This is a genomic window from Haladaptatus halobius (genome assembly GCF_020618475.1).
GTDB lineage: Archaea > Halobacteriota > Halobacteria > Halobacteriales > Haladaptataceae > Haladaptatus > Haladaptatus halobius.
The window spans coordinates 1,719,697-1,741,298 of sequence record NZ_CP085335.1 but is presented as its reverse complement, the minus strand read 5'-3'; the positions used below and the strand labels follow the sequence as shown (position 1 = coordinate 1,741,298).

The following is a 21,602-nucleotide window of genomic DNA, read 5'->3' as shown; positions in this document are numbered from 1 at the left end:
GGTTGAGTTCTACCACCACTTCCGCCGTAACTGTACTGGCGGAGTCACCATCGTAGTCGCCGGGAGGCGTGCTCGACCGCGTACAGGCGCTCGATCAGGGCGTCGAACAGCACGTGCGACCCGGGGAGCGAGAACGCCAGCGCGGCCGCCGCGTTCGGCCTGAAATCCAGTTCGAGCGACCGCCGGAGATACGGTCGGCCCTCCCGAAGTCGGCCGTCCTCGCAATAGGTCGTTCCGGCGTCGGCGAGGAACTGCGCCCGCGTCTCGTCGGGGAGGTCGTATTCGCGTCGAATCCGCCGATACGCCGCGGCGACGTTCTCCGGGTCGGCCGAGACGCCACCGCCGCCGTCGCCTTTCACCACCAGCGGTTCGTCCACGTACGCGAAGGAGTAACGGCGCGCGAGCCGCAGGCAGAGTTCCCAATCCTCGAAGCACGGGAGTCGCTCGTCGAACCCTCCGCAGCCGTCCAGCGCCTCCCGAGTCACCAACAGAAGCGACGTGTACGTGGGTATCGAAAGGTGTCGCAGCGCCTCTAGAACGTCGCCGCTCCGCCCGTCCCTCGTCATCGGCTCGCCGTGTGACTTCTCCATGCCGCAGTAGACGACACCACAGTCCGATTCCGTCCGGGGCGCGTCCACCTGCTTTCGCAGTTTCTCGCGCCGCCACCTGTCGTCGGAGTCGATGAACGCCACCAATTCCCCCTCTGCGGCGCGGATGCCGATGTTTCGGGCGGCGCTCACCCCCTCCGGTTCGTCCCGCCGGAGGTAGCTCAGTCGCGGGTCGGCCGCGGACTCGACGACGGCGAGCGTCTCGTCGGTCGACCCCCCGTCCACGACCAGCAGTTCGAGGTTCCGGTACGTTTGGTCGAGCACGCTCTCGATGGCGTCCCCGACGACGTCGCCGCGGTCGTACGTGGGGAGGACGACGCTCACGGTCGGTTCTTCGTCGCCGGTCGGCGTCGTCATATCCCCCACGGGTACGTTTCGGGTTCCTCGGTACCCTCTGGCTCGATGTGAAGCGGGTGGAGCGCCTCCGTCTCATCGACGTGGACGAACGCGTCGTAGCGTTCCGACAACGCCGTCGGCACGTAGTTCCCCGATTCGTGTGACGGATCGTAGACGACACCAACGGCGCGGTGTCCCCGTCGTTCCGCGAGTTCGCCGCCGTCTCCCGAGAAGACGAGGAGTTTGTCCTCGGCCCCGGCTCGGTGGAAGACGTCCTCATAGCTCCCCGCGTGCCCGGCGGGTATCGACATCCGTTCCATCGGCGCGCCCCACCGTTTTCCGGCGATGACCTCGCCGTGGTGCGTGCCGAACCCGACCAGCGAAACGTCGTCCGCGCCGTACCGCTCCCTAGCGAGTTGCCCGATGTTCAGCCGGTCGCGCTCGGCCATCGTGGTCGCCCGGGCGTCGCCGACGTGGGTGTTGTGCGCCCAGACGATGGCCTTGGAGTCCGAGCCGTGGTGGTCGAGCAGTCGGTCGAGCGTCTCGGCCATGTGTCGGTCGCGGACGTTCCACGAGTCCGCGCTGCTCTGCACCATCGTCCGGTAGTACTCCTCGGCGTTGGCCGCCACGAGCGCGTTCTGCTCGGCGCTGAAGTGCGCCTCTCCGTCCTCAGCGTCGTGCGGGGGTCGTCGGTCGCGGAGTTCCGCGAGAATTTCGACCACCTCGTCCTCGCAGTCGTCGGGGACGAGACGGGTCGAGCGACCGTACTCTCGCGCGTCCTCGCCGTACGGTTCGAAGCACTTGTAGGCGTCCTTGGCGCGTTCGACCGCCTCGGGGTCAACGTCTTCGAGGTAGTCGACCACGGCCGCCATCGACTCGAACAGGCTGTACACGTCCAGTCCGTAGAAGCCGGCGTTCTCCGCGCTATCCCGGTTGTGCTCCCGGAGCCACTCCGCGAACTCCACGACCTCCCAGTTCGCCCACATCCACGTCGGCCAGCGGTCGAACTCGCTCAGCACGTCGCGGGCGTGGTTCGCGTCGGATTCGCCCTTCACGTAGCGGTTCACGTCGTAGCAGTCCGTCCAGTCACCTTCGACGACCACGAACGAGAAGTTCTCCTCGCAGAGCAGTCGCGCGGTGAGCTTCGCCCGCAGGCGGTAGAACTCGCTCGTGCCGTGCGTCGCTTCGCCGAACATGACGCAGCGCGAGTCGCGGACGGCCTCGACGAGCGAATCGAGAGTCGATTCGTTGGCCAGGGGTCGCGCTCGCTCGCGGACGGCCTGCGCGGCGGCGTCGATTCCCTCGGTACTCGGCGGTTCGTTGAAAGCCATGGCTAAAGTTGCTCGCTCCGGCCGGTCATTCCTCGCGGGACACCAACTTGGAGAACCGGCTCTCGCCGCCGCCCTCCGTTTCCTCTTGGTAGACGAGCGCGAGGTCGTTCTCCTCGAACGTTTCGAAGAACTCGTCCCACGATATCTCCTCCAGTGACTCGTCGTTCCCCGCGTCGGGGAATTCGATGCGGAGCAGCCCCCCGCCGTCGCCGGTTCCCTCGACTTTCGCCGACTGTCCGTCGTTCTCTTCGACCCAGTTCCGAATCTCGTCGTGGTCCGTCGTCTGTTTGCTCTCGGTTTCGGACATCGTCTTCCCTCCAGAGGGGGAAAATCGGGAGTGAGTTACTTAGGGGTAGCGGCCTGCGAGATTTTCCCGTCGACACGCCCTCACGCTAAATCCTCTTCCCGCCGATACGCGTCCAACTCGTCCCTCGCGTTTCGAAGCGACTCCTCCAGTTCCCCCTCCGACTCGTCCATCAGACCTCGAAGTTTCTCCTCCAGTTCGTTGAACCGATCCGCCTCGTCCTCCGGTTCGCCGCTCCCGGTCTTGTCGCCGTCGGTCAGTTCGCCGAGCCCTTCGTCCACGGAGTGCAGTTGCTCCTGAACCTCGCCGTCGGCGTGGTCACTGGCTCGCTGTACCTCCTCGCGGGCGCGTTCGAGGTGGGACATACCGTCAGCTTCGCCGACGACCGAGTTAGGGATGGTGGCCCGCCCGTCGCGTTTCGCCCGACAGTTTCCTCGAACCGCTCCGGCGGACTTCGCTCGGTCAGGCTTCGCCCCGGCGGTCGAGCGCCCGCATCGCCGGGAACGCGGTCGTTCCGTGGACGACGACGGAGACGACCACGACGAAGGCGACGAGCGCCCACAGGAGCCGAGACCGGGCGATCGAGATCACGTTGAGCGCGTGCGCGAGGTAGTAGAACGAGCCGACGCCGCGGATGCCGAAGAAGGAGATGACCGCCCGCTCGCTCACGCTGACCGACGAACCGACGAGACCAGCCATTCCGGCGAGCGGTCGTAGGACGAAGACGAACCCGAGGCCGACCGCGGCGGCGGGCCACGTGAGGTGGTCGAGCAAGCCGGTGGCGAGGGCCCCGCCAAACAGCGCCAGCAACACGGCCATCGTCAGGCGTTCGACCACCTCGGCGAAGTCGTGGAGCGCCAGATTGTACTCGTCAGTTCGCTCGTAGTGTCGTATCGCCAGCGCGGCGACGAAGACGGCGATGAAGCCGTAGCCGTGAATCAGTTCGGTCGCGCCGTAAACGAGGAGCGTCCCGGCCAGCGCCTCCGTCCCTTCGACCGTGCTGGCGAGCCGCGTCGTCGGCGAGAAGCGAAACAGGAGTTTCGCCAGTAACCAGCCGAACACTAGGCCCGCAACGGTGCCGACGACGATTTTGTAGAGCACGTCGACGAGCAGCCAATCGCCCAACCACGCCACAGGTGCGAGTCCCGCGACGGCGACGGCGATGGCAGCGTTCGTGAAGGGGAACGCGAGGCCGTCGTTGAGACCGGCCTCCGAGGTCAGTGTGAAGCGAACCTCGTGCTCGTGCTCTCGCCCGCCGGACTCCTCGGGCGTCACCCGCTCGCCTTCGCCGGGCGGCCCGACCTGCACGTCCGAGGCGAGAACCGGGTCGGTTGGCGCGATGACGGCGCCCAGCAGTATCGCCCCGGCGGGCGCCAGTCCGAGCGCCCACCAGCCGATCATCGCGGCACCGGCGACGGTGAGGGGCATCGTCACCGCGAGCAGTCGCCACGTCGACGTCCACGTCGTTATCGAGAACGGTCGGTCTATCTTCAGTCCCGCGCTCATCAGCGAGACGATGACGACGAACTCCGCCAGTCGCTCCGTGAGGTCGCTGTGCGCTATCGGGTCGGGGTTAGGAAGCCCGAACGGAAGCCAGAACGCGACCGCACCGATACCGAGGTACGCCACGGGAACGGACACGGCGTGGTCGCCGAGCAGTTCCGGCAGTACGGTGGCCGCGAGAATCACGGCACCGAGAGCCGTCAGCACGATGACGTACGCCTCGACCATACGTCGTCTTTGCCATCGACGGTGAAAATCGGTTTGGCGATCGGCAGGGTTCCGAAACTTCGGTTCTCTCGGTCCGCAAACCGACGTAACACGAGACGCAGCCGTTACGTACTCCCTTTTTCTTTGCCGCGTGCCGCCCTGTAGCGTGCGTACAACAGCGCAGCGACGACCGCGATACCGGCGACGACCGCGTTAGCCCTCCGACGCAACGACGCCTCGGTGTAGAGGCTCCTCTCGGCGACGTGTCCCTCGTAACCGCCTCGTTCTTCGAGGTGGCCCGCCGGGCCGTCGAGACTGTTCTGTTCACGCGGGCGCGGCGCATCGTCCTTCCGTTGCAACGGGAAGAACACCTTTTCCATGATAGTGTCCATGAGACTCGACGCGTAGTAGCCGAGCATGGAGATACTCTTGCCGCCCGCTCCGACGAACACGTCTCGTTCCGGGTTTTCCGCGGAGTGCAGAATCGCGCGCGCCACCGTCTCCGGCGCGTAGATGGGCGGCGGTAGCTGCGCCTCCTTGTCCATGTAGTTTTTCGCGTGCTGCGTGTACGGCGTGTCGATGGCGCTCGGTTTGATGAGCGTCACGGACACGGGCACGTCTTCTTCCTCCAGTTCCATGCGAAGGGCGTCGGTGAAACCTTTGACGGCGTGCTTGGAGGCCGAGTAGCTGCCTTGCAGTAGCAGGGCACGATCGGACAGGGCGCTGCCGATGTTGATTATCGCACCGCCGCGCTCTTTCAGGCGATCGGCGGCTTCGAGCGAACCGTACAGCAGCCCCCAGACGTTAGTTTCGAACTGCCGACGCATATCCTCGACGGGGGTGTCCTCCAGTTTGCCGTAGATGAAGACGCCCGCGACGTTGACCCACGTGTCGAAACCGCCGTACGTCTCCTCCGCCACTCGGGCGATTTCGCGGACGTCGTCCCGGTCGCTGACGTCGGCGGCGACGTACACCGCTTCGCCTCCCCCCTGCGTAATCTCCTTGGTTAGCTCCTGCAAGGCGTCCTCGCTACGCGCGGCGAGAACCAGTCGCGCCCCGCGCTCCGCGGCCATCCGCGCGGTCGTCAGACCGATGCCGGACGACGCGCCAGTGATCACGATCACTTGCTCCTCTACGTTTTTCAGGTTCCCGTTCGCGGCTCGCCGTCCTCGATTTCGGTGCGTAGGTTCGTCGTGAACGCGGTCTTCGTCTAAACTCATGGTTTCTCCTCCGATCCCATGCCAGGGTTCTGTGAAACGGTCAGGACATCCTTAACGGCGATGGCTGTCCCTCGGTGTCAAATGTGGTTCGACGAAACTCTCGCTTATCGACTCGTCTTCTCGTCGGGACTTCCGTCGCTCCACCGCGTTCGAATCGCCACAATCCGTCTGAGTAGCCCGCGTTTATCGTGACGGGCGTGTACGAGTAGATATGGACCCCGGACGGTATCCGAGCGTGGACGTTGCCGGCGACCCGCAACCGACGGACGCACCGTTCCGGCTCGGAGTCGAGAAGCTTCGCGGGTTATCGCCCGACGCTCCGGCTCGGGTTCGCGCGGTGTTCGAGAACCAGTCCTCGACCGAGCAAACCGTCGGGTTCGGCTCGATTCGACCGTTCTCCAACGTCTGGAGTCGAGGCGATAGTCCGCTCGTTCTCGTTCCGAGCGAGCGGGAGCTTCAAAAGCACGTCTTCGGAACCGACGAACGGATCGTTCCCGACCGTCCGGTCGGAGGATGCTGGCGGACGAATCTCGTCCGCCTCGTTCGCCCCGACGTTCTGCGATGGCGGTCGCTCGATGCGGGCGAGTGTATCCGAACCGACTACGCGGTACTGCACTATCCGGAGCGGGATATCGCGGAGGCGACGAACACCGTCTGGTTCGGCGCGGACACCGAAACCGAGGACTGCCTTCCCGCAAGAGACTACTTCTTCGAAGAGTCGTTTCTCTCGAGGTCGGTCATTTCCGCGTTCGGAGAAAAGGAAACGTGGCGGGAGTTCGATTGGGGTTTCACGTTCACGATCGGAGAGTGATCGACAAGACATCGTCATAGCTCTCGCTGTTCACGCACCGAGTCCGTCGAGGCGGTGTCGATGGCAGCCGAACCGTCGATCGGATTCCGTACTCGCGGTAGAACCGATGACTATATTTGACGGAGCGTTTCTGCACAACTATGCATGCGACGTTCATCGAACTGTTACGGAACAATTCGGAACACGCGAGCGAGTTTCAGTCCCGATTTGACGAGGTGCAAGACGCCCAACGGCCGGACGCGGTTACCGTCTGTTGCTCGGACTCTCGCGTCCTGCAAGACCGCATCTGGGGGAACGACGTACCCGGGCGAATCTTCACGTGTGGCAACATCGGAAACCGCGTCGTCCAGCGAACCGAATCCGGCGACGTGGTCTCGGGCGACGTCCTCTATCCGGTCGAGCACACGGGAACCGAAACCGTCGTCGTCGTCGGCCACACGGGGTGCGGAGCCGTTACGGCGACGTACGACGACCTGACGGGCGGGATTTCCGAGCCCGCGGGCATCGCCCACTGTCTCGAATTGTTGAAGCCGCACCTCGAAGCGGGCGTCGAATCGCTCCCCTCGGACGCGAGCCGAACGGAGGCCGTGAATCGTCTCGTGGAGTACAACGTCGATAGGCAGGTCGAGTTTCTCGTGGAGAGCGACGAGATTCCCCGCGAAGTCGACGTTATCGGCGTCGTGTACGACTTTCAGGACGTTTACTCCGGGCGGCGTGGGGACGTCCACGTCATCAACGTCGACGGTGAAACGGACGTCGAGATTCTGCGGGACGAACATCCGGAGATCGACTCGCGTATCGAGCGACTCTGGGAATACTGAACACCTCCGGTAGTTCGAACAGTCAGCGGATACCGTTCGCGCAGGGATGCGACGACCCCCGAGCTGACATGAAAATCGATTGTACGCTCCGTGGTACGAACTGAATGACCGAACCGCAAATTCGGCGCGCTACCGTCACCGACGCCGAAAAGCTCACGCAGGTGTATCGAAGCGCGTATCGGGAGAACCGTCGACTCGGATTTCCCGCCAAAGCGGAATCCGTGACGAGAAGTGAGGTCGCGGACTGGATTTGGAAGCGCCAGGTCTACGTCGCCGAAATCGATGACGAAGTGGTCGGCGGCGTTCGACTCGAAGCGACGGATTCTGCTCGCGTAAAGCTCAGCCGACTCGGCGTTCACGAGAGTCAGAAAGGGAAAGGTATCGGTGGTCGGTTGATGGATCACGCGGAGGAAGCAGTTCGGAATCGCAGCCACACTACCGTCTGGCTTACGACGCCCGAAAAGCATCCATATCTTCCCGGGTTTTATCGGCGTCGCGGATACGAGAAGACGGGCGAGTATCCGCTGGAGAATCGCCGGTACGACGAAATCGTCATGGAAAAGCGGCTTCAGTAGTTTCCCGTCCGCGATTCGATTCGTGCTGTCGTTACCCGGACGGAGACCAGGTCGGCCGGTTGAAGCGTCAGGGCCGCGGAGAAGGACGGAACTGAATCGAGGAACTTCCACGGATGCGGAAGGTTGGCTCGCTTCGATCTCTTTTCGTTCGATTTTCCTCACGAGCCACGACCCGGAAAGACTCGGCACGGCGGCTTCTCCGGTTTCGAACTCGAAATTCGAGTAGCCCGCTTCGCCGAGGCCGGATTCCACTCGCTCCCGGCCGACCATCGAAGGGACGTTAGATTCAATCGGTGGTATATCGTCTCTAACTGCGGTGTTCGCCACCTGCTTTCTCGCTGCTCCACCTTGTTCAGATAGGTGAAATCCGTAACGGATTGGTCCGAAAAATACAGTTTAATCAGTCATGAAAGTCCTGTTTTAGGGCTTTTCAGCCCCTCACTCGAGCGAGTATATAAATGGGGTAGTGGGAGTTAACGAAGTGGACCGTGCCTATTCCCTTCGACGTATGTGAAGCCATATAACCAGAGGTTACGAAATCCGAATATGGAAGTCCCCATTATCGATTACGGGGTCGGCAACCTCCATAGTCTTCAGCGCGGGCTCGAACGAGCTGACGCGACGGTGACGATGTCCGACGATCCCGAAGAGATCGCTGCCGCCGAAGCGCTCGTTCTCCTTGGCGTTGGCGCGTTCGGCGAGTGCGTTCGCAACTCCGAACCCTTCCACGACGTTCTCGTCAAGGCTGCCGAGGAGACGCCCATTCTCGGCATCTGCGTCGGGCTCCAACTCATGTTCACCGAGAGTACGGAGGGTGCACCCGACGGCGAAACCATCGACGGCCTCGATCTGATTCCGGGTCGTGTCGAACGACTTCCCAACCACGAGGTGAAGGTACCGCATATGGGTTGGAACGAACTCACGGTCGAGCGGGACCACCAACTCGTTGACGGTATCGAAGACGGGGACTATGCGTACTTCGTCCACTCGTACGAATCGAGAGTGGCCTACCACACGATAGCGTCCTGTGACTACGGATTCGACTTCGCCGCCATCGTAGCGAACGAAGCAGGGAATGTGATGGGGACCCAGTTCCACCCCGAGAAGAGCGGGGAACTCGGTCTCCGAATCCTCCAGAACTTCGTCAACTACGCCCGAGAGTACCAAGATGAGCGAATCACCGTCAAGTGACGCTCGAAGTCAGGGCGCAGCGCTCCGGGTAGACCTGGCCGTCCGCCATCCCGAGTGTTGGCTCATCGAGCTCTCCTCCGAGGTCGAGGTCGGAATCCTCGGACGCGGTGTATACCACACTGCTGACCGACGAGCCAACAGCCACGTAACTCTCTTCGGGGACAAAAGCGCCGAACTCGATGAGGCGGTCGAAGTCGCGCGTGCGTCTGGCCACCCGTTCTCGGTGTCTGAGATGACATACGGGCGTGAATACGCTACTCCAGTCGTCCCCGGAAACGCTAGCCGCGAGCTGCTGGTCGAACACGACCCTACCCAGCAGGTGAGCGACGCGTTCACAGCTAGAGGGTTCGTCTACGGCGCACCGGTGGATATTCGAGAGGGAGTCGAACACTGGCCGCTTTTAACCCACAACGACCGACACGCCATCGAGACGGCCCTAGACGAGGTTCGTAATCTGGAGGCCGCAAAGATCGAACTCGTCGGGATTTCGGAAGTGAACGCCCGCCCTGAATTGGGTGAGCTTCCGCTATCGCGGTTGTCCCCTCGCCAGCGGGAAGTGTTCCAACTGGCTCGTGAATCTGGGTACTACGCACATCCGAAATCGGCGACGGCCAGTGACCTCGCCGACGAGCTCGGGGTGGCTGGTCCTCGGTGAGCCGCTCGAACTACTCTCCTTCGTCGGATTTCTCGTAATCTCAGTGGGATTCGTGTTGCTGAAGTGGAAATCCATCGTACTGCAAGTAGGTTCATGGAACTGCTAGTTGTATGCTCAGTGATTACTCTCTTGATAGTATTTTGTTTCGCTCAGCTAGCAACAACGGAAAGCGCAACTGCCGGAAGAAGATCTGACTGGCCGACCGCCAATAGAGGGCTGAAACGTCCAGATTCGGCTACCTGCTTTCCCGTTGCTCCACCTTGTTCAGTTCTATCAACAACCGGAAGATGGCCTTCACTAGATTCGAATCCACGTCGAACTGCTCGGCGTTCTCCCCCGCCCTGTCCATCACGCGCTGTTCCTGCGATTCGTCGGTCGTCGGGATGTCCTCGGCCGCTTTCACCTGCGCCACCGTCTCGGCGACGTAGGTTCGGCGGGCGATGAGTTCGACTATCTCGCGGTCGATGGATTCTATCTCTTCGCGTAGCTCTGCGAGCGTCATATCGTTCGGGTTCCGTCTGTCTGCGTCGTCGTTAGCCACGTCGTTCCCTCCCGTGTCCCCCACCTTTCTTGCACGTCCTCTAAAACCTCCCGCCCGCCGACCGCGACGAAACTCGGGCCGGTTCCGGAGAGCGAGACGCCCCGAACGTCCGGCAGGGCGTCGAGCAAGGGGTCGGTCGGAAATCCGAGCGCGCCGCAGAATGCGAATCCGTTGACGGTCATCGCCCGCCCGTACTCCCCGTCGAGCGCGAGGTCGGCGACAAGGTCGGCCATCGGCGCGACCCGGCGACAGCGCGACGCGTCCGCGTCCGCCGAGAAGGCTCGCTCCGGCGGCGTCCAGACCAGCACGTCCCACTCGACCTCCTCGCGGGTGAGCAGTTCGTCCCGCTCGTTGTCGGTGACGGTCACGCCGCCGAGCATGCTCGCGCTGGCGTCGTCGAAGGCTCCCGTGACCGTGACGCCCACGTCGCGGGCCGCCCGCACGCCGAGGCGGCAGGCGTCCTTTCGGGGCATCTCGACGCCGAGCGCGGCGAGGGTCGCAACCACCGTGGCGTTCGCGGCGGCGCTCGAACTCTTCAGACCGGAGGCCATCGGCACGTCGCTCTCGGTACGAACAGTCGCGCCGTAGTCGGCGTCCCGCGTTTCGAGGACGAGTTCCGCGCATCGCTCCACGAGTCGGGTGTCGGCGTCCGGTGCGTTCGCGACCTCGCCCCGAACCTCGCCGGAGTCGTCGAGTTCCACGTCGGCGGTGGTGGCGGCGTCGATGGCGAACGCCGATCCGGTGCCCGTGGCGAGCGCGTTGAGCACCGTCCCGGCGGCGGGCGCTTTTGCGCGTCCGTGCATGCTCTCCGTTCGCAGGGGGCCGCCTTCAGGATGGCGGTCGTCGCAATCGTGTCCGGTCAGGTCGATGCGGTCGATTCGGCGCGCTCGTCGGTCGGGTCGCGGAGGTCACCGATGACCTCTTCGAGCGCGTCCGTCGCAGTGACGAGACCGACGACCTCGCCGTCCTCCATCACCAACGCGAGTTCCTGGTTTTCGACCTGTAACAGGTCGAGCGCGTCGCTGATGGTGGTGTTCGCGGCGATGGTCATCGGGGGGTGGGCGACTTCTTCGAGCGTCACCTCCCCCGATTCGAGCGCGTCGTGTTCGCGGTACAGTGCTGGCATGTACACGTTGCCCTGGTAGTCGGCCAACGACTCCCCGACGAGCGGGAAGCGGGTGTGGGGGTTGTTTCGCACACGCTCTAGGTTCTCATCGAGCGCGCCTTCCGTCGAAACGGTCACGATGTCCTCGCGCGGAATCATGATGTCCCGAATCGGCGTTTCACCGATTTGTAGCGCGTTCATCACTTCTTCGTGTCGTTCCTCGGGGAGGTCACCCCGTTCGAGAACCGAGTCCAGTTCGTTCCGGAGATCGGCGCGCGATTCGATGGCGTCGGTTTCGGCGTCCTTCCACGCGCCGGTGATTTCGACGCCGAACAGTCTCAGTGTCCACTTCGCTATCCCATCTCCGAACGTGATTATCGGGGCGATAGCCCGGTGGAACCAGTACAGCGGCGTCGCACCGTATCGGCAGACGAACTTCGTGCGTTCGACGCCGAGATACGTCGGCGTCTGTTCGCCGTGCGTCAAGTGGAGGAGATTGATGATGAGAAAACCTAAAAACGCCCCCGCTCCGACGGAGGCGAGTCCGGTGTTAGCAAAAATCGGTTCGAAGATGGCCGCCAGCGCCGGTTCCGCGACGATACCGACCGCGATACTAGAGGCGGTGATGCCGACCTGGCAGCTCGTGAGATAGATTTCGAGGTCGTCGGTCATCTCCCACGCCCGCCGCAGGCCGGGTGCGTCGAACTCCGATTCCGAGTACTGGCGAACCCGGGTGAGGGCGAACTCGATGGCGACGAAGTAGCCGTTCGTCAGTATCAACAGAAGTCCCGCGACGAGCCGACCCGCGACTATCGGGGGTTCCATCGGCAGCACGTACCAGCAACGGACAGGTAAGTCCTTTGCCTGTCGGCGAGCTCCCCGATATTTCGGAAGCGAATCCTTCGCTCGGAGGATTCAGGACGTCACCCCGGAGCGCGGTCTTTTTCCCCCGTCCCGGCCAATCGTTTGATATGAGCGTTCGTAACGACGTGTCCCCGGACACGCTCGGCGTCGAACTCACCGAGGACGGTATCGTCGTCGAGTACACCGACGGGAGAGAGGTGTTCTACAACGGGATTCCGAAGAAAGTGCAGGATACCCTCCGAACCCAACCCGGCAAGCTCGTACAAGTGCTCGTCACCGACCCGACCGAGACGGAGGGCGTGATGACGTACGTCAACGACCGCAAGACCCACGACGAGATCCTCGAATCGAGCGGCGTCGGGCGGGTCATCGTCGAACCCGGCGAGGAAGAAGAGCTGTTCCCCGGCGTGATGGTGCGCTCGGAGGGGTACGCCGTCGAGGTGGACGCCGACCCCGAGATCGCCCGCGGTCGGGTGTTCGTCTTCGAGGAGGACGAACTGGGCGAACGCTCGTTCGAGTTCGTGAACGAAGGCTCCGACGAGAACGGCGAAAGCGACGCGGACGACTGATGCCCCTCTCGAAACGCTGGCGGTCGCTCGACAGAGGGACGGTCGGACGCGCGCCGGAGCGCTGGGGGCTGTACGAACTCGGTTCCGACGGCGAGGTGCTGGAGATCGACTCCGGCGTCCTGTGCGACGAACTGAAGACCGCGCTCGCGTACGGCAACGCAGAGCAGGTGCGCTGGGAAGCGTGTCAATCGCGGGAGCACGCGGAGGAGTTGGTGCAGGAGCACCGCGAACGAGCCGGGCTAGGCTGAACGTCGGTTCATGTCGTACGCGACGACTCCGACGACCGCGAAGAGTACGAAGACGAGAGCCGCGGTTGCCATCGCCGGCGTCCCGAGGGAGGTGACGACGCCGGCGAGCAGGGAGGCGATGACCGCGAGGAGGGTGACGATGGCGACGAGATAGGTTTCCGTTCGTTCCGGGGACATTCGTGTCGGGAAGGTACCGACAACGGACGATAATAGTTTTCTAATTCCCGTCGTCCGCCCGCGGATACGCGCTATTGGGAGCCGTCGCAACCGGGCTACTCCTGCTCGGTCGTGCGGCGGTCATGGGGGACAACGCGGGTCCGACGACCGGCGGTGACGCCGCAGGTGCGGCGAGCGCCCTCGCCTCGTCGGGGTCGAACGACGTGTTCGCCGCTCGCGACCGCGACCACGCCGATGCGGCGTCGGTCTTCTACGGAGTCGGACTCATCGTTTTCGGAATCATCGCCATAGCGACGCTCCTCTGACGAACTCAGTTCCCGGTCGGCGACGGTCGTTCTTCGTCGGCGTCTTTCCACTCGCCCAGTCCCGCCGGGTCGAGGTGGACGTGAACGTCTCCGACGTCCGCACGCGAGATGAGCGCGTTCCGGAGTTCCGTCTCGATGTCGTGGGCTTCGACGAAACTGTGCTCTGCGTCGACCTCGGCGTGGAACTCGACTTCCAACACGGTTCCCGCGTGGTAGGCGGTGAAATCGTGGACGCCGTGAACGTCGTCGTGCGCGAGGATCTCGTCCCGAATCTCCTCGCGGACGCGTTCCGGTGCGGCGGTGTCGACGAGGTAATCGACGTTCTCGCGCGAGACTTCGACGCCCTGGTGGATGACGAGCAGGCTGACCAGCGCGCCCGCGAGCGGGTCGAGGACTGGGATTCCGCCGGCCATCCCCGCCACGCCGACCACCGCCGCCGCCGTGGTGTAGAGGTCGTTCTTGCTGTCGGCGACGAGGGCGGTCAGGCCGGGCGATTTGACGACGCGGTTGACGCGCTTCGTGTACCAGTAACAGAAGAGACGGTCGACGAAGGCGAACGCGAGGCCGACCACGAGGAAGATGCTGTAGTGGGGTTCGGGCGCGGACTGGATCGTCCGCCACGCGTCGGAGAGCAGTTTGAGACCGAGCAGGACGAGCGTCCCGCCGACGAACAGGGCGGTGAGCGGTTCGAATCGCTCGTGACCGTGCGGATGGTCGGTGTCCGGCCCTTCGAACGAGAGGCGACCCCAGACCAGCACCACCGCGCTGGCGAGCAAGTCGGCCACTGAGTGGGCGGCGTCGGCGACGAGCGCGAGGCTTCCGAAGGCGAGTCCGAGGCCGCCCTCCACCGCGATTTTGAGAACGTTCGTGGCGACGTTGACCCACGACGCCTTGAGGAACGCGATGCGGTGGTCGACCATTCGTTCTGTCGTGCAGTGAGGGCGGTTAAAAATATGTCCATTAGATTGAACAAATGCTCGGTTTAGAGTGAATCTAAAACGTCCAGGAACGGAAAGCACGGCGACCGAGTCAGCGACTCGCAGGGTACTTTTCGAGAGTCCGACCCCCGCCGGGAGACGCCTTCCGAATCGATGGTGAGCGATTGGAGCTACAGGATTCGCCGCGACATCACCAGCAAACCGGCCACGAGTAGTCCGATGCCCCAGTAGATCGACGGGTAGGGGAGCCAGTGCAGCAACAACGTGACGACGCCGGACGTGAAAAGCGACCAGCCGATAGTCGTGCGATATCCCATACTGACCGGACGGCGGCCATTCGTTTCAACGCTGTGGTTGCATAAGTCATGCCCGGCGATTCGAGGAATCGCCGGTCACTGTATGTAGGAGGGATCTTCTGCGTCGCAGTTCTCCTCGTGTCGTTTCGCGTCGCCTTGGTCGTCGAACATCAGTCCGCACCGTTCGCACTGATACCAAGTCATGTCGTCGCGCTCTGTTCGTGCCACCATAATTGAGACGTGGCCCGCATCGGACAAAGGCGTTGCCCCGGGAAACCCTGAAGACGGTCGGGGGACGAGTAAGCGACATGACGAAAGAACCGACGGTCACGCTCACCGTCAGGGGCGCGGAAAAGCGCGACGGCGGACGCGGCATCGCCCGCATCGCGGACGCGGCCCGCCAGCAACTCGGCGTTCTCAGCGGCGACACCGTCGCCCTCGACGGCGAGCAGACGACGGTCGTGAAGGTGTGGCCCGCCGCCAGCACGCTCCGGGAGAACACCGTTCAGATAGACGCAGAAACGCGGGCGAACGCGGGCGTTCGAATCGGCGACGAGGTGACGGTGCGACCCATCTCCGTCGCCGACGCCGAATCGGTGACGGTCGTTCCGAAGGCGAACTTCTCGCTGGACGACGTGGACACCCTCGAAGCCGCCGCGAAGCGCGAACTGTTGGATCGTCCCGTGAGCACTGGGGAGCGCGCCAGAATCGAGCGACTCGGCGATGCGGGCCTGTTCGTCGTCTCGAAGACCGACCCCGACGGAACCGTCCGAGTGACGAGCGAGACCGACGTGAACGTGTCCCTGTCGAACCTCCTCGACTCGGTGATGCCAGCGCAGTCGGGTGACGACGACGCGCCGCTGGCAGAGGTGACTGGCGCGACCTACGAGGATATCGGCGGGTTGGACGAGGAGCTTCGACGGGTTCGAGAGATGGTCGAACTTCCGCTCTCGAATCCCGAACTTTTCCGCCGACTCGGCATCGACCCGCCGAAGGGCGTCCTGATGTACGGACCGCCGGGCACCGGGAAGACGCTCATCGCCAAGGCCGTGGCAAACGAGGTGAACGCCCACTTTGTCTCCGTTTCCGGGCCGGAGGTGATGAGTAAGTACAAGGGCGAGAGCGAGGAACGACTGCGCGAGATCTTCAACGAGGCCGAGGAGAACGCGCCCGCCATCGTCTTCTTCGACGAGGTGGACAGCCTCGGAGGCAAGCGCGACGAGGAGAGCGACATGGAGAATCGCTTGGTCGCTCAGCTGCTCTCACTGATGGACGGGCTCGAATCGCGCGGCGAAGTCGTCGTCATCGGGGCGACGAACCGCGTGGACGCCATCGACCCGGCGCTCCGCCGCGGCGGGCGATTCGACCGCGAGATCGAGATCGGCGCTCCGGACGAAGGCGGACGACGCGAAATTCTCGAAGTCCACACCCGCGGGATGCCACTCGCCGACGACGTGGCCGTCGACCGTCTCGCTGCGACCACGCACGGGTTCGTCGGAGCCGACCTCCACGCGCTCGTCACCGAGGCGGCGATGGCCGCGCTCCGCAGGGCGCGGGATGCGGGGGCCGACGACGAAGCACTCCTCTCGGTCGAAGTCACCCGCGAGGACTTCAACACCGCGCTGGCGAGTGTCGAACCCTCCGCGATGCGCGAGTTCGTCGCCGAAGCGCCCGAAATATCGTTCGACGACGTAGGAGGACTGGAGGACGCGAAACAGACGCTCGTCGAAGCCGTCGAGTGGCCGCTCTCCTACGCCAACCTCTTCGAAGCGACGAACACGGAACCGCCGAGCGGCCTCCTGCTCCACGGACCGCCGGGCACGGGGAAGACGCTCCTCGCCCGCGCCTTGGCGGGCGAGAGCGACGTGAACTTCGTCCACGTCGCCGGGCCGGAACTCCTCGACCGATACGTCGGCGAGAGCGAGAAGTCGGTTCGTGAGGTGTTCGAACGCGCCCGACAGGCCTCTCCCGCTATCGTGTTCTTCGACGAGATAGACGCGCTCGCGTCTCAACGCGGCGAATCGCACGAGGTGACCGAGCGCGTCGTCTCGCAACTGCTGACCGAACTCGACGGGTTGACCGAGAACCCGAACCTCGTCGTCCTCGCGGCGACCAACCGCCGCGAGGCCATCGACCCCGCGCTTTTGCGTCCCGGTAGGCTCGAATCCCACGTCGAGATTTCCGCACCTGACGAGGCCGGGCGACGCAAAATCCTGTCCGTCCACGCGGACGACAAACCCCTCACGGACGACGTGGATTTGGACGCCCTTGCCGAGGAACTCGACGGCTACACGGGCGCGGATCTCGAAGCCCTCGTTCGGAACGCCTCGATGCGAGCCATCCGCGAGGCCGCCGACGAGTGGGGTGCGGAGGAAGCGAACGAGCGGGCGGACGAGATAGTCATCGAGAAGCGCCACTTCGACGTGGCTCGGGAGTTCGTTCGACCGACGACGTAGTTAGCCATCAGATTTAGGCGCTCGACCGGACTAGTATTGTTGCTATGCGCACGCTCATTGTAACTGGCGACGGAGTCGAGGACGTGGAGTTCACGTACCCGTACTACCGACTGCAGGAGTGGGACGTCGAGGTCGACGTCGCGGCACCGAACGGGGAGTCGTTCGAGAGCAAACACGGCCAGTCGTTCGACGCCACCACCCTCGCCATCGAAGACGCCGAGGTCGGCGAGTACGACCTGCTCGTGCTGCCCGGCGGTCGCGCACCCGAGAACCTCCGACTCGAAGCTCCCGGCGTCCCCGACCTCGTCCGCGAGTTCGACGCCGAGAACAAACCAATTGCGTCCATCTGCCACGGCGTGCAACTGCTCATCAGCGCCGACGTACTGGAAGGACGCGCCGCGACCGGCTACTGGTCGCTCGAAGTCGACATCGAGAACGCGGGGGCGAACTTCGTGGACGAGGAAGTCGTCGTCGACGACAACCTCGTCTGCTCGCGCGCGCCTGACGACCTCCCGGCGTTCATGCGCGAGACGCTGACGTTCGTCAGCGAGGAAGTCGAATCACCCGCGTAGAGGATTTTTGCGCCGAGATGCCGCGTTCGTCACGGTTGCCAGTAGATGTCGGTCGCGCGGTGGCGGCGGTCGTAGGCCGCCAGCCCCTCACCGAGCAACCAGCGGAGATGCAAGTCGTCGTACAGCGTGGTGTGGGTGTAGTCGACGAACGTCATCGGGACGACCAACTCGTCTTCGTCTCTGAATGGGCTCGCAATTCCTATGTAAACGTGTTTGTGACGTTCGTCGTAGACCATTGCACCCATCACTGGCGTTCTCTGCTGATGTGCGGGAACCGCGTGGAGCGCTTCGCTAGACCGCCACGTGAATTCGTAGCAGAACATCCCGGCCGTTTCGCCCGACTCTATTGCATCGTACTCGGTCGGAGTTTTGAAATATTTCCGCAAGTCTACGGTTCCGAAAAGGACGTTGTCCTCCACTGATCCGGCGAGATAGCGCGGAACGTCGTAGTACGTGTGGTCGCAGAATCCACGGACGAGACCCTCGATAACCGCCTTCGGGCGCTTGGGCGTTGCACCGGCGAACGATTCTATCGTCGACGGAGGTATCTGCCGAAATCGATCTCCTCTAAGTGCTTCGACGGCGAACGGTCGCGTTTCGGCAGTTCGAGTGCGGCGGAATAAATTTTCGCACTTAATGGATTCGAATCGAAGTTCGCCTCCTTCGACCGCTGCGATATCTCGAACTAACTGTTCGAGCGGTCGTCCGTCGAAACGTACTCGCCCTTTCAGTCCATCAGGGCGGTCGAAAGTCGGTCTGTTCAGTTCCGGCGGTTGGTCGGTGTGAAACCGTCGGCTGGTCGGTGGTCGGAGCGTCGGCCGAGCGGTCTTCCGAATCGCACCGAGAAAGTTGATAGCGGTGAGAAATGAAGTTTGGCCATGCATCCCCTCGTCGGCCCCGGCAGTTCCGAACTTCTCGGTGCGGAAACCGCCCTCGTCCTCGTCGGGGTCTGGCTCTGCTGGAGAGCCGTTCGTTGGGCGAGCGACCGCGGTGGAGGCCGCTTCGGAGAGCGCGATTAATCCCAGAACGCCTGCGTCCGGGCGTACTCCCGCTCTCGGGCGAGGATGTCGCGGTAGAAGTCGTCCTCGTCCTCGCGCAGTTTAGCGATGATCCGGGCGGCGTTCTGCGGGCCGACGCCGCGGGCCGCCAGCGCGACGACCGCTTGCTTCCCGTGGCTCTGCACGAGATTCGCGGCCTTGTAGGCGCGCTCGGTCATCTTCTCCTGTTCGTCGTCCTTCTCGTTCGCCCTGACGGCTTTCACCACCTCGTCGGCCCACGGGTTGAGGGCGGCGATCCGCGTCGAACCGCACTCCGGGCATTCGGGTCGATCCGCGACGCGTTTCACCTTCGTCTTCCGCTTCCAGTCTTGACAGTGCAGACAGAGCAGGATGGTTCGGTCGTTTCGGATCCGCTCCCTGACTGTCTCGATGACGCTGGCGTCGGCGTTCTCGGGCGCGAGTAGTTCCCGCCCCGAGGAGCGGCCGCCGCTCCCGACCGGGGTTCGCCCGCCGGTCGAGACGACTTCGACGTCGCCCGCTCGAATCCGGCGGAGCACGTCGCCCGCACGCTCGACTTCGAGGTCGTCGTGGAACACCTCCCGCACCGCTTCGTCGTACATCGGGGTGTCCTCCAGTGCACCCAGTAGGCGACCCATCGATACCGGATTCCGTCCCTCCCAGCGATTGAGTGCGCCGAACTTCGCGGCCACCTGCGCGAGGGTGAACTTGAGGGTGTCGGAGCGTTTGAGCGAGAGTTCGATGAGCGGACCGACGTGGTCGGGGTCGGTCGTCTCCAGCACTTCGACGACCTCCCGGCCGTCGACCTTCGGCGGCACGTCCAACTCGATTCGGTAGGGGTCGATCTCCATCCCGACCGACGACCCCGTGCGCTGGCCGACGAGCGACGAGAGCACGCGCCCGAGCGTCTCGTTCACCTTGTGGCCGAAGCAGGCGTTGACGACTACCTTTCGGGGGGCGAACTCCACGACGATTCGGTCGCTCGTCGGGATCGGCGTCTCGGTTTCGGCCTGTCGATCAACCTGTTCGAGCGCCGATTCGGCGGTGTACTGGTCGGTCGGATAGCGGTTCGTGAACTCGCGGCCCACGCCTTCTCGGGGCGCGCCGCGCTCGAACTGCGGTCCGGCGACGGCGCGCATCTCGCCGACCTCCTGTGCCACCTCGAACGGAACCGGAATCTCCTCGCCGACCCACGACGGAACCTCGCCGCCGGGGTCTTCGATGGGCGAGACATTTACGCGACTCTCCTCGTCGTCGATCTCGGCGATGCGCCACATCTCGCCGCGCTGGATGAACACCTCGCCGGGTTCCGCGAAGTTGACGACGAACCGCTCGTCCAGCGTCCCGACCTGCGACCCGCTCGCCACGTCGTAGACGCTATAGGTCTCCTCGTCGGGAATCATCGAGAGGTTGGCGTAGAAGTACTGCCACGTCTTGCCCGATTTCTCAATTCGGTCTCTCTCCTCGTCCAGCCACACCAACCGATTCCCCTTCAGTTCCCGAACGACCTCTTTGAACTCGTCTTCTTCGAGGTCGCGGAAGGGATAGGCGCGAGTGACGATGTCGTAGGCTCGGCGAGCGTCGATTTCGCCGAAGTCCATCACGAGACCGACGATCTGGTTCGCCACCGTGTCGAGGCTCCCGTGGTGGATGGCCGCGGGCTCCACGTCGCCCTCGGTCGCGCGCCGGGCGATGGCCATCGCTTCGAGCGCGTCGTCCGGGTTGGCCGTGACGATGGTTCCTTCCGACACCTCGTCCATCCGGTGGCCCGCACGTCCCACGCGCTGGAGCAGGCGCGCGACCTCCCGCGGACTCTGGTACTGCACGACGTGATCGATTCGCCCCACGTCGATGCCGAGTTCCATCGAAGAGGTACAGAGCAGGGCGTCGAGTTCGCCCGCCTTGAACCGGTCTTCCACGTCGATTCGGGCCTCCTTCGAGAGGCTTCCGTGGTGGACGCCGATGTTCGCATCGAGTTCGAGGAAGCGCGCCCCCAGCGCCTCGGCGGTCTGGCGCGTGTTGACGAAGACGAGCGTCGAGTCGTGGTCGTCTACGATGTCCTGAATCGCCCTGACGTGGCTGGCGATGTCGGGGTTCGTCATCAGCTTCCTCGCCAGTCGTTCGTCCTCGTCTCGAGTCTCGGGTTCGTGAACCCGGAAGTCGACCTTGCTTCCCACGTCCACCTCGATTATCTCGCAGCCTCGGTCTCCGGTGAGGAACTTCCCGACCTCCGCAGGGTCGCCGACCGTCGCTGACAGCCCGATTCGCTGGAAGTCGCCCGCGAGTTCGTTCAGGCGCTCCAGTCCGATGGTCAACTGCGCTCCCCGTTTCGCGCTGGCGAGTTCGTGCACCTCGTCGACGACGACGTGGCGCACGTCCGAAAGCGCCGTCCGCAATTTCGACCCGGTGAGCATCGCCTGTAGCGTCTCGGGGGTCGTCACCAGCACGTCCGGCGGGTCGTTCGCCTGCTTCTGGCGCTGGTAATCCGTGGTGTCACCGTGACGCACGTCGATTCGCAGGTCGAGCGTCTGCCCCCACCACTCCAATCGCTGTCGCATGTCGCGGTTCAACGCCCGAAGCGGCGTGATGTAGAGCGCGGAGATGCCGAACTGCGGTTCCGCCCGCGCTATGGCATTGAACACGGGGAGCATCGCCGTCTCGGTCTTGCCAGTTCCGGTCGGCGCGATGACGAGGCCGTGATCGCCCTCCGCGAGTGGCGGAATCGCCCGCTTCTGCGGTTCGGTGGGCGTCGAAAAGCCCCGTTCCGAGAGCGCCGACCGAACCTCGGAGCCGAGTCGCGCGAAGGCCGCAGAACCCGCGGCCTGCCTATCCTGCATCGTGATTTTCGGATAGGGGTTCGAGCGAATTAAGTCCGTTGCCTATCGCGTTTCGTCGGCGATTTTGGACTCACTTCGGTGGGTTCGATTCCGAGATACAGTCTTCGAAAGTCCTC

At 63.8% G+C, this 21,602-nt stretch carries 25 protein-coding genes and 1 pseudogene; 11 read left to right on the top strand and 15 right to left on the bottom strand.

Annotated elements, in window-relative coordinates:
- Nucleotides 1-44: 44 nt before the first annotated feature.
- From LIW51_RS10075 to LIW51_RS10050, 6 genes are all read right to left on the bottom strand, one after another.
- Nucleotides 45-965, bottom strand: coding sequence for a glycosyltransferase family 2 protein (locus LIW51_RS10075; RefSeq protein WP_227374010.1), 921 nt, complete (start codon nt 963-965; stop codon nt 45-47).
- Nucleotides 962-2,275 carry an erythromycin esterase family protein gene (locus LIW51_RS10070; protein ID WP_227374009.1) on the bottom strand — a complete coding sequence of 438 codons (1,314 nt, stop codon included), beginning with the start codon at nt 2,273-2,275 and terminating at the stop codon, nt 962-964. The genes LIW51_RS10075 and LIW51_RS10070 overlap by 4 nt, the downstream gene beginning before the upstream one ends.
- Before the next feature lie 25 nt (nt 2,276-2,300).
- Complete coding sequence (locus tag LIW51_RS10065; RefSeq protein ID WP_227374008.1) at nt 2,301-2,582, bottom strand: hypothetical protein; 282 nt, start codon at nt 2,580-2,582, stop codon at nt 2,301-2,303.
- Nucleotides 2,583-2,662: 80 nt separating this feature from the next.
- Entirely contained in the window at nt 2,663-2,944 is a 282-nt protein-coding gene (locus LIW51_RS10060; RefSeq protein ID WP_227374007.1) for a DUF7553 family protein, read from the bottom strand.
- A gap of 97 nt (nt 2,945-3,041) precedes the next feature.
- Entirely contained in the window at nt 3,042-4,310 is a 1,269-nt protein-coding gene (locus LIW51_RS10055; RefSeq protein ID WP_227374006.1) for a cation:proton antiporter, read from the bottom strand.
- Nucleotides 4,311-4,414: 104 nt separating this feature from the next.
- Nucleotides 4,415-5,509, bottom strand: coding sequence for an SDR family oxidoreductase (locus LIW51_RS10050; protein WP_227374005.1), 1,095 nt, complete (start codon nt 5,507-5,509; stop codon nt 4,415-4,417).
- Nucleotides 5,510-5,720: 211 nt separating this feature from the next.
- On the opposite strand from LIW51_RS10050, the gene LIW51_RS10045 reads away from it, so the two are divergent.
- From LIW51_RS10045 to LIW51_RS10025, 5 genes are all read left to right on the top strand, one after another.
- Nucleotides 5,721-6,320, top strand: coding sequence for a hypothetical protein (locus tag LIW51_RS10045; RefSeq protein ID WP_227374004.1), 600 nt, complete (start codon nt 5,721-5,723; stop codon nt 6,318-6,320).
- A 140-nt stretch (nt 6,321-6,460) separates the two neighbouring features.
- Nucleotides 6,461-7,141 (top strand): carbonic anhydrase, encoded by a 681-nt coding sequence (locus LIW51_RS10040; protein ID WP_227374003.1) that lies wholly within the window; start codon nt 6,461-6,463, stop codon nt 7,139-7,141.
- A gap of 104 nt (nt 7,142-7,245) precedes the next feature.
- Nucleotides 7,246-7,716: a GNAT family N-acetyltransferase gene (locus LIW51_RS10035; protein WP_227374002.1), complete on the top strand. Its 471-nt coding sequence runs from the start codon at nt 7,246-7,248 to the stop codon at nt 7,714-7,716.
- 546 nt (nt 7,717-8,262) lie between these two features.
- Complete coding sequence (hisH, locus tag LIW51_RS10030) at nt 8,263-8,907, top strand: imidazole glycerol phosphate synthase subunit HisH (protein WP_227374001.1); 645 nt, start codon at nt 8,263-8,265, stop codon at nt 8,905-8,907.
- Nucleotides 8,885-9,562 carry a helix-turn-helix domain-containing protein gene (locus LIW51_RS10025; protein ID WP_227374000.1) on the top strand — a complete coding sequence of 226 codons (678 nt, stop codon included), beginning with the start codon at nt 8,885-8,887 and terminating at the stop codon, nt 9,560-9,562. Before hisH ends, LIW51_RS10025 begins: the two co-directional genes overlap by 23 nt.
- A gap of 235 nt (nt 9,563-9,797) precedes the next feature.
- Here LIW51_RS10025 and LIW51_RS10020 read toward each other — a convergent pair whose 3' ends face one another.
- The 3 genes from LIW51_RS10020 to LIW51_RS10010 are packed head-to-tail and all read right to left on the bottom strand — an operon-like array spanning nt 9,798 to nt 12,033.
- Nucleotides 9,798-10,064, bottom strand: a complete 267-nt coding sequence (locus LIW51_RS10020; RefSeq protein ID WP_227376782.1) for a chorismate mutase — start codon at nt 10,062-10,064, stop codon at nt 9,798-9,800.
- On the bottom strand, nt 10,061-10,906 hold the full coding sequence (locus tag LIW51_RS10015; protein ID WP_227373999.1) for a shikimate kinase: 846 nt from the start codon (nt 10,904-10,906) through the stop codon (nt 10,061-10,063). Before LIW51_RS10015 ends, LIW51_RS10020 begins: the two co-directional genes overlap by 4 nt.
- A 56-nt stretch (nt 10,907-10,962) precedes the next feature.
- Nucleotides 10,963-12,033, bottom strand: coding sequence for a hemolysin family protein (locus LIW51_RS10010; RefSeq protein WP_227373998.1), 1,071 nt, complete (start codon nt 12,031-12,033; stop codon nt 10,963-10,965).
- Between the two features lie 146 nt (nt 12,034-12,179).
- Between LIW51_RS10010 and LIW51_RS10005 the strand changes: the two genes are divergently transcribed.
- Nucleotides 12,180-12,641: a DUF5796 family protein gene (locus tag LIW51_RS10005; RefSeq protein ID WP_227373997.1), complete on the top strand. Its 462-nt coding sequence runs from the start codon at nt 12,180-12,182 to the stop codon at nt 12,639-12,641.
- The gene (locus LIW51_RS10000) at nt 12,641-12,889 is read left to right on the top strand and encodes a DUF7508 domain-containing protein (protein ID WP_227373996.1); all 249 of its coding nucleotides are present in this window, start codon (nt 12,641-12,643) and stop codon (nt 12,887-12,889) included. The genes LIW51_RS10005 and LIW51_RS10000 overlap by 1 nt, the downstream gene beginning before the upstream one ends.
- On the opposite strand, the gene LIW51_RS09995 is transcribed toward LIW51_RS10000, so the two are convergent.
- Nucleotides 12,881-13,066 carry a hypothetical protein gene (locus LIW51_RS09995; RefSeq protein ID WP_227373994.1) on the bottom strand — a complete coding sequence of 62 codons (186 nt, stop codon included), beginning with the start codon at nt 13,064-13,066 and terminating at the stop codon, nt 12,881-12,883. The genes LIW51_RS10000 and LIW51_RS09995 overlap by 9 nt on opposite strands.
- Nucleotides 13,067-13,137: 71 nt before the next feature.
- Here LIW51_RS09995 and LIW51_RS09990 point away from each other — a divergent pair.
- Nucleotides 13,138-13,371: pseudogene (locus tag LIW51_RS09990) on the top strand (DUF8070 family membrane protein); the annotation flags it as partial.
- A gap of 5 nt (nt 13,372-13,376) precedes the next feature.
- Here LIW51_RS09990 and LIW51_RS09985 read toward each other — a convergent pair.
- From LIW51_RS09985 to LIW51_RS38495, 3 genes are all read right to left on the bottom strand, one after another.
- Nucleotides 13,377-14,291 (bottom strand): cation diffusion facilitator family transporter, encoded by a 915-nt coding sequence (locus tag LIW51_RS09985; protein ID WP_227373990.1) that lies wholly within the window; start codon nt 14,289-14,291, stop codon nt 13,377-13,379.
- A gap of 188 nt (nt 14,292-14,479) precedes the next feature.
- Nucleotides 14,480-14,626: a hypothetical protein gene (locus LIW51_RS09980; protein ID WP_227373988.1), complete on the bottom strand. Its 147-nt coding sequence runs from the start codon at nt 14,624-14,626 to the stop codon at nt 14,480-14,482.
- A gap of 75 nt (nt 14,627-14,701) precedes the next feature.
- Nucleotides 14,702-14,836, bottom strand: a complete 135-nt coding sequence (locus tag LIW51_RS38495; RefSeq protein ID WP_255679308.1) for a DUF7128 family protein — start codon at nt 14,834-14,836, stop codon at nt 14,702-14,704.
- Between the two features lie 77 nt (nt 14,837-14,913).
- Between LIW51_RS38495 and LIW51_RS09975 the strand changes: the two genes are divergently transcribed.
- Nucleotides 14,914-17,061: a CDC48 family AAA ATPase gene (locus LIW51_RS09975; protein WP_227373986.1), complete on the top strand. Its 2,148-nt coding sequence runs from the start codon at nt 14,914-14,916 to the stop codon at nt 17,059-17,061.
- Between the two features lie 44 nt (nt 17,062-17,105).
- Entirely contained in the window at nt 17,106-17,633 is a 528-nt protein-coding gene (locus LIW51_RS09970; RefSeq protein ID WP_227373985.1) for a type 1 glutamine amidotransferase domain-containing protein, read from the top strand.
- A 29-nt stretch (nt 17,634-17,662) separates the two neighbouring features.
- Here the strand turns inward: LIW51_RS09970 and LIW51_RS09965 are convergent, their stop codons facing one another.
- Nucleotides 17,663-18,517 (bottom strand): hypothetical protein, encoded by an 855-nt coding sequence (locus LIW51_RS09965; RefSeq protein ID WP_227373983.1) that lies wholly within the window; start codon nt 18,515-18,517, stop codon nt 17,663-17,665.
- Between LIW51_RS09965 and LIW51_RS09960 the strand changes: the two genes are divergently transcribed.
- A complete protein-coding gene (locus LIW51_RS09960; protein WP_227373981.1) occupies nt 18,512-18,652 on the top strand; it encodes a hypothetical protein in 141 nt (46 codons plus the stop codon). The two genes, LIW51_RS09965 and LIW51_RS09960, sit on opposite strands and share 6 nt — an antisense overlap.
- Here LIW51_RS09960 and LIW51_RS09955 read toward each other — a convergent pair.
- Nucleotides 18,649-21,486, bottom strand: a complete 2,838-nt coding sequence (locus LIW51_RS09955) for a DEAD/DEAH box helicase (RefSeq protein WP_227373979.1) — start codon at nt 21,484-21,486, stop codon at nt 18,649-18,651. The genes LIW51_RS09960 and LIW51_RS09955 overlap by 4 nt on opposite strands.
- Nucleotides 21,487-21,602: the final 116 nt, after the last annotated feature.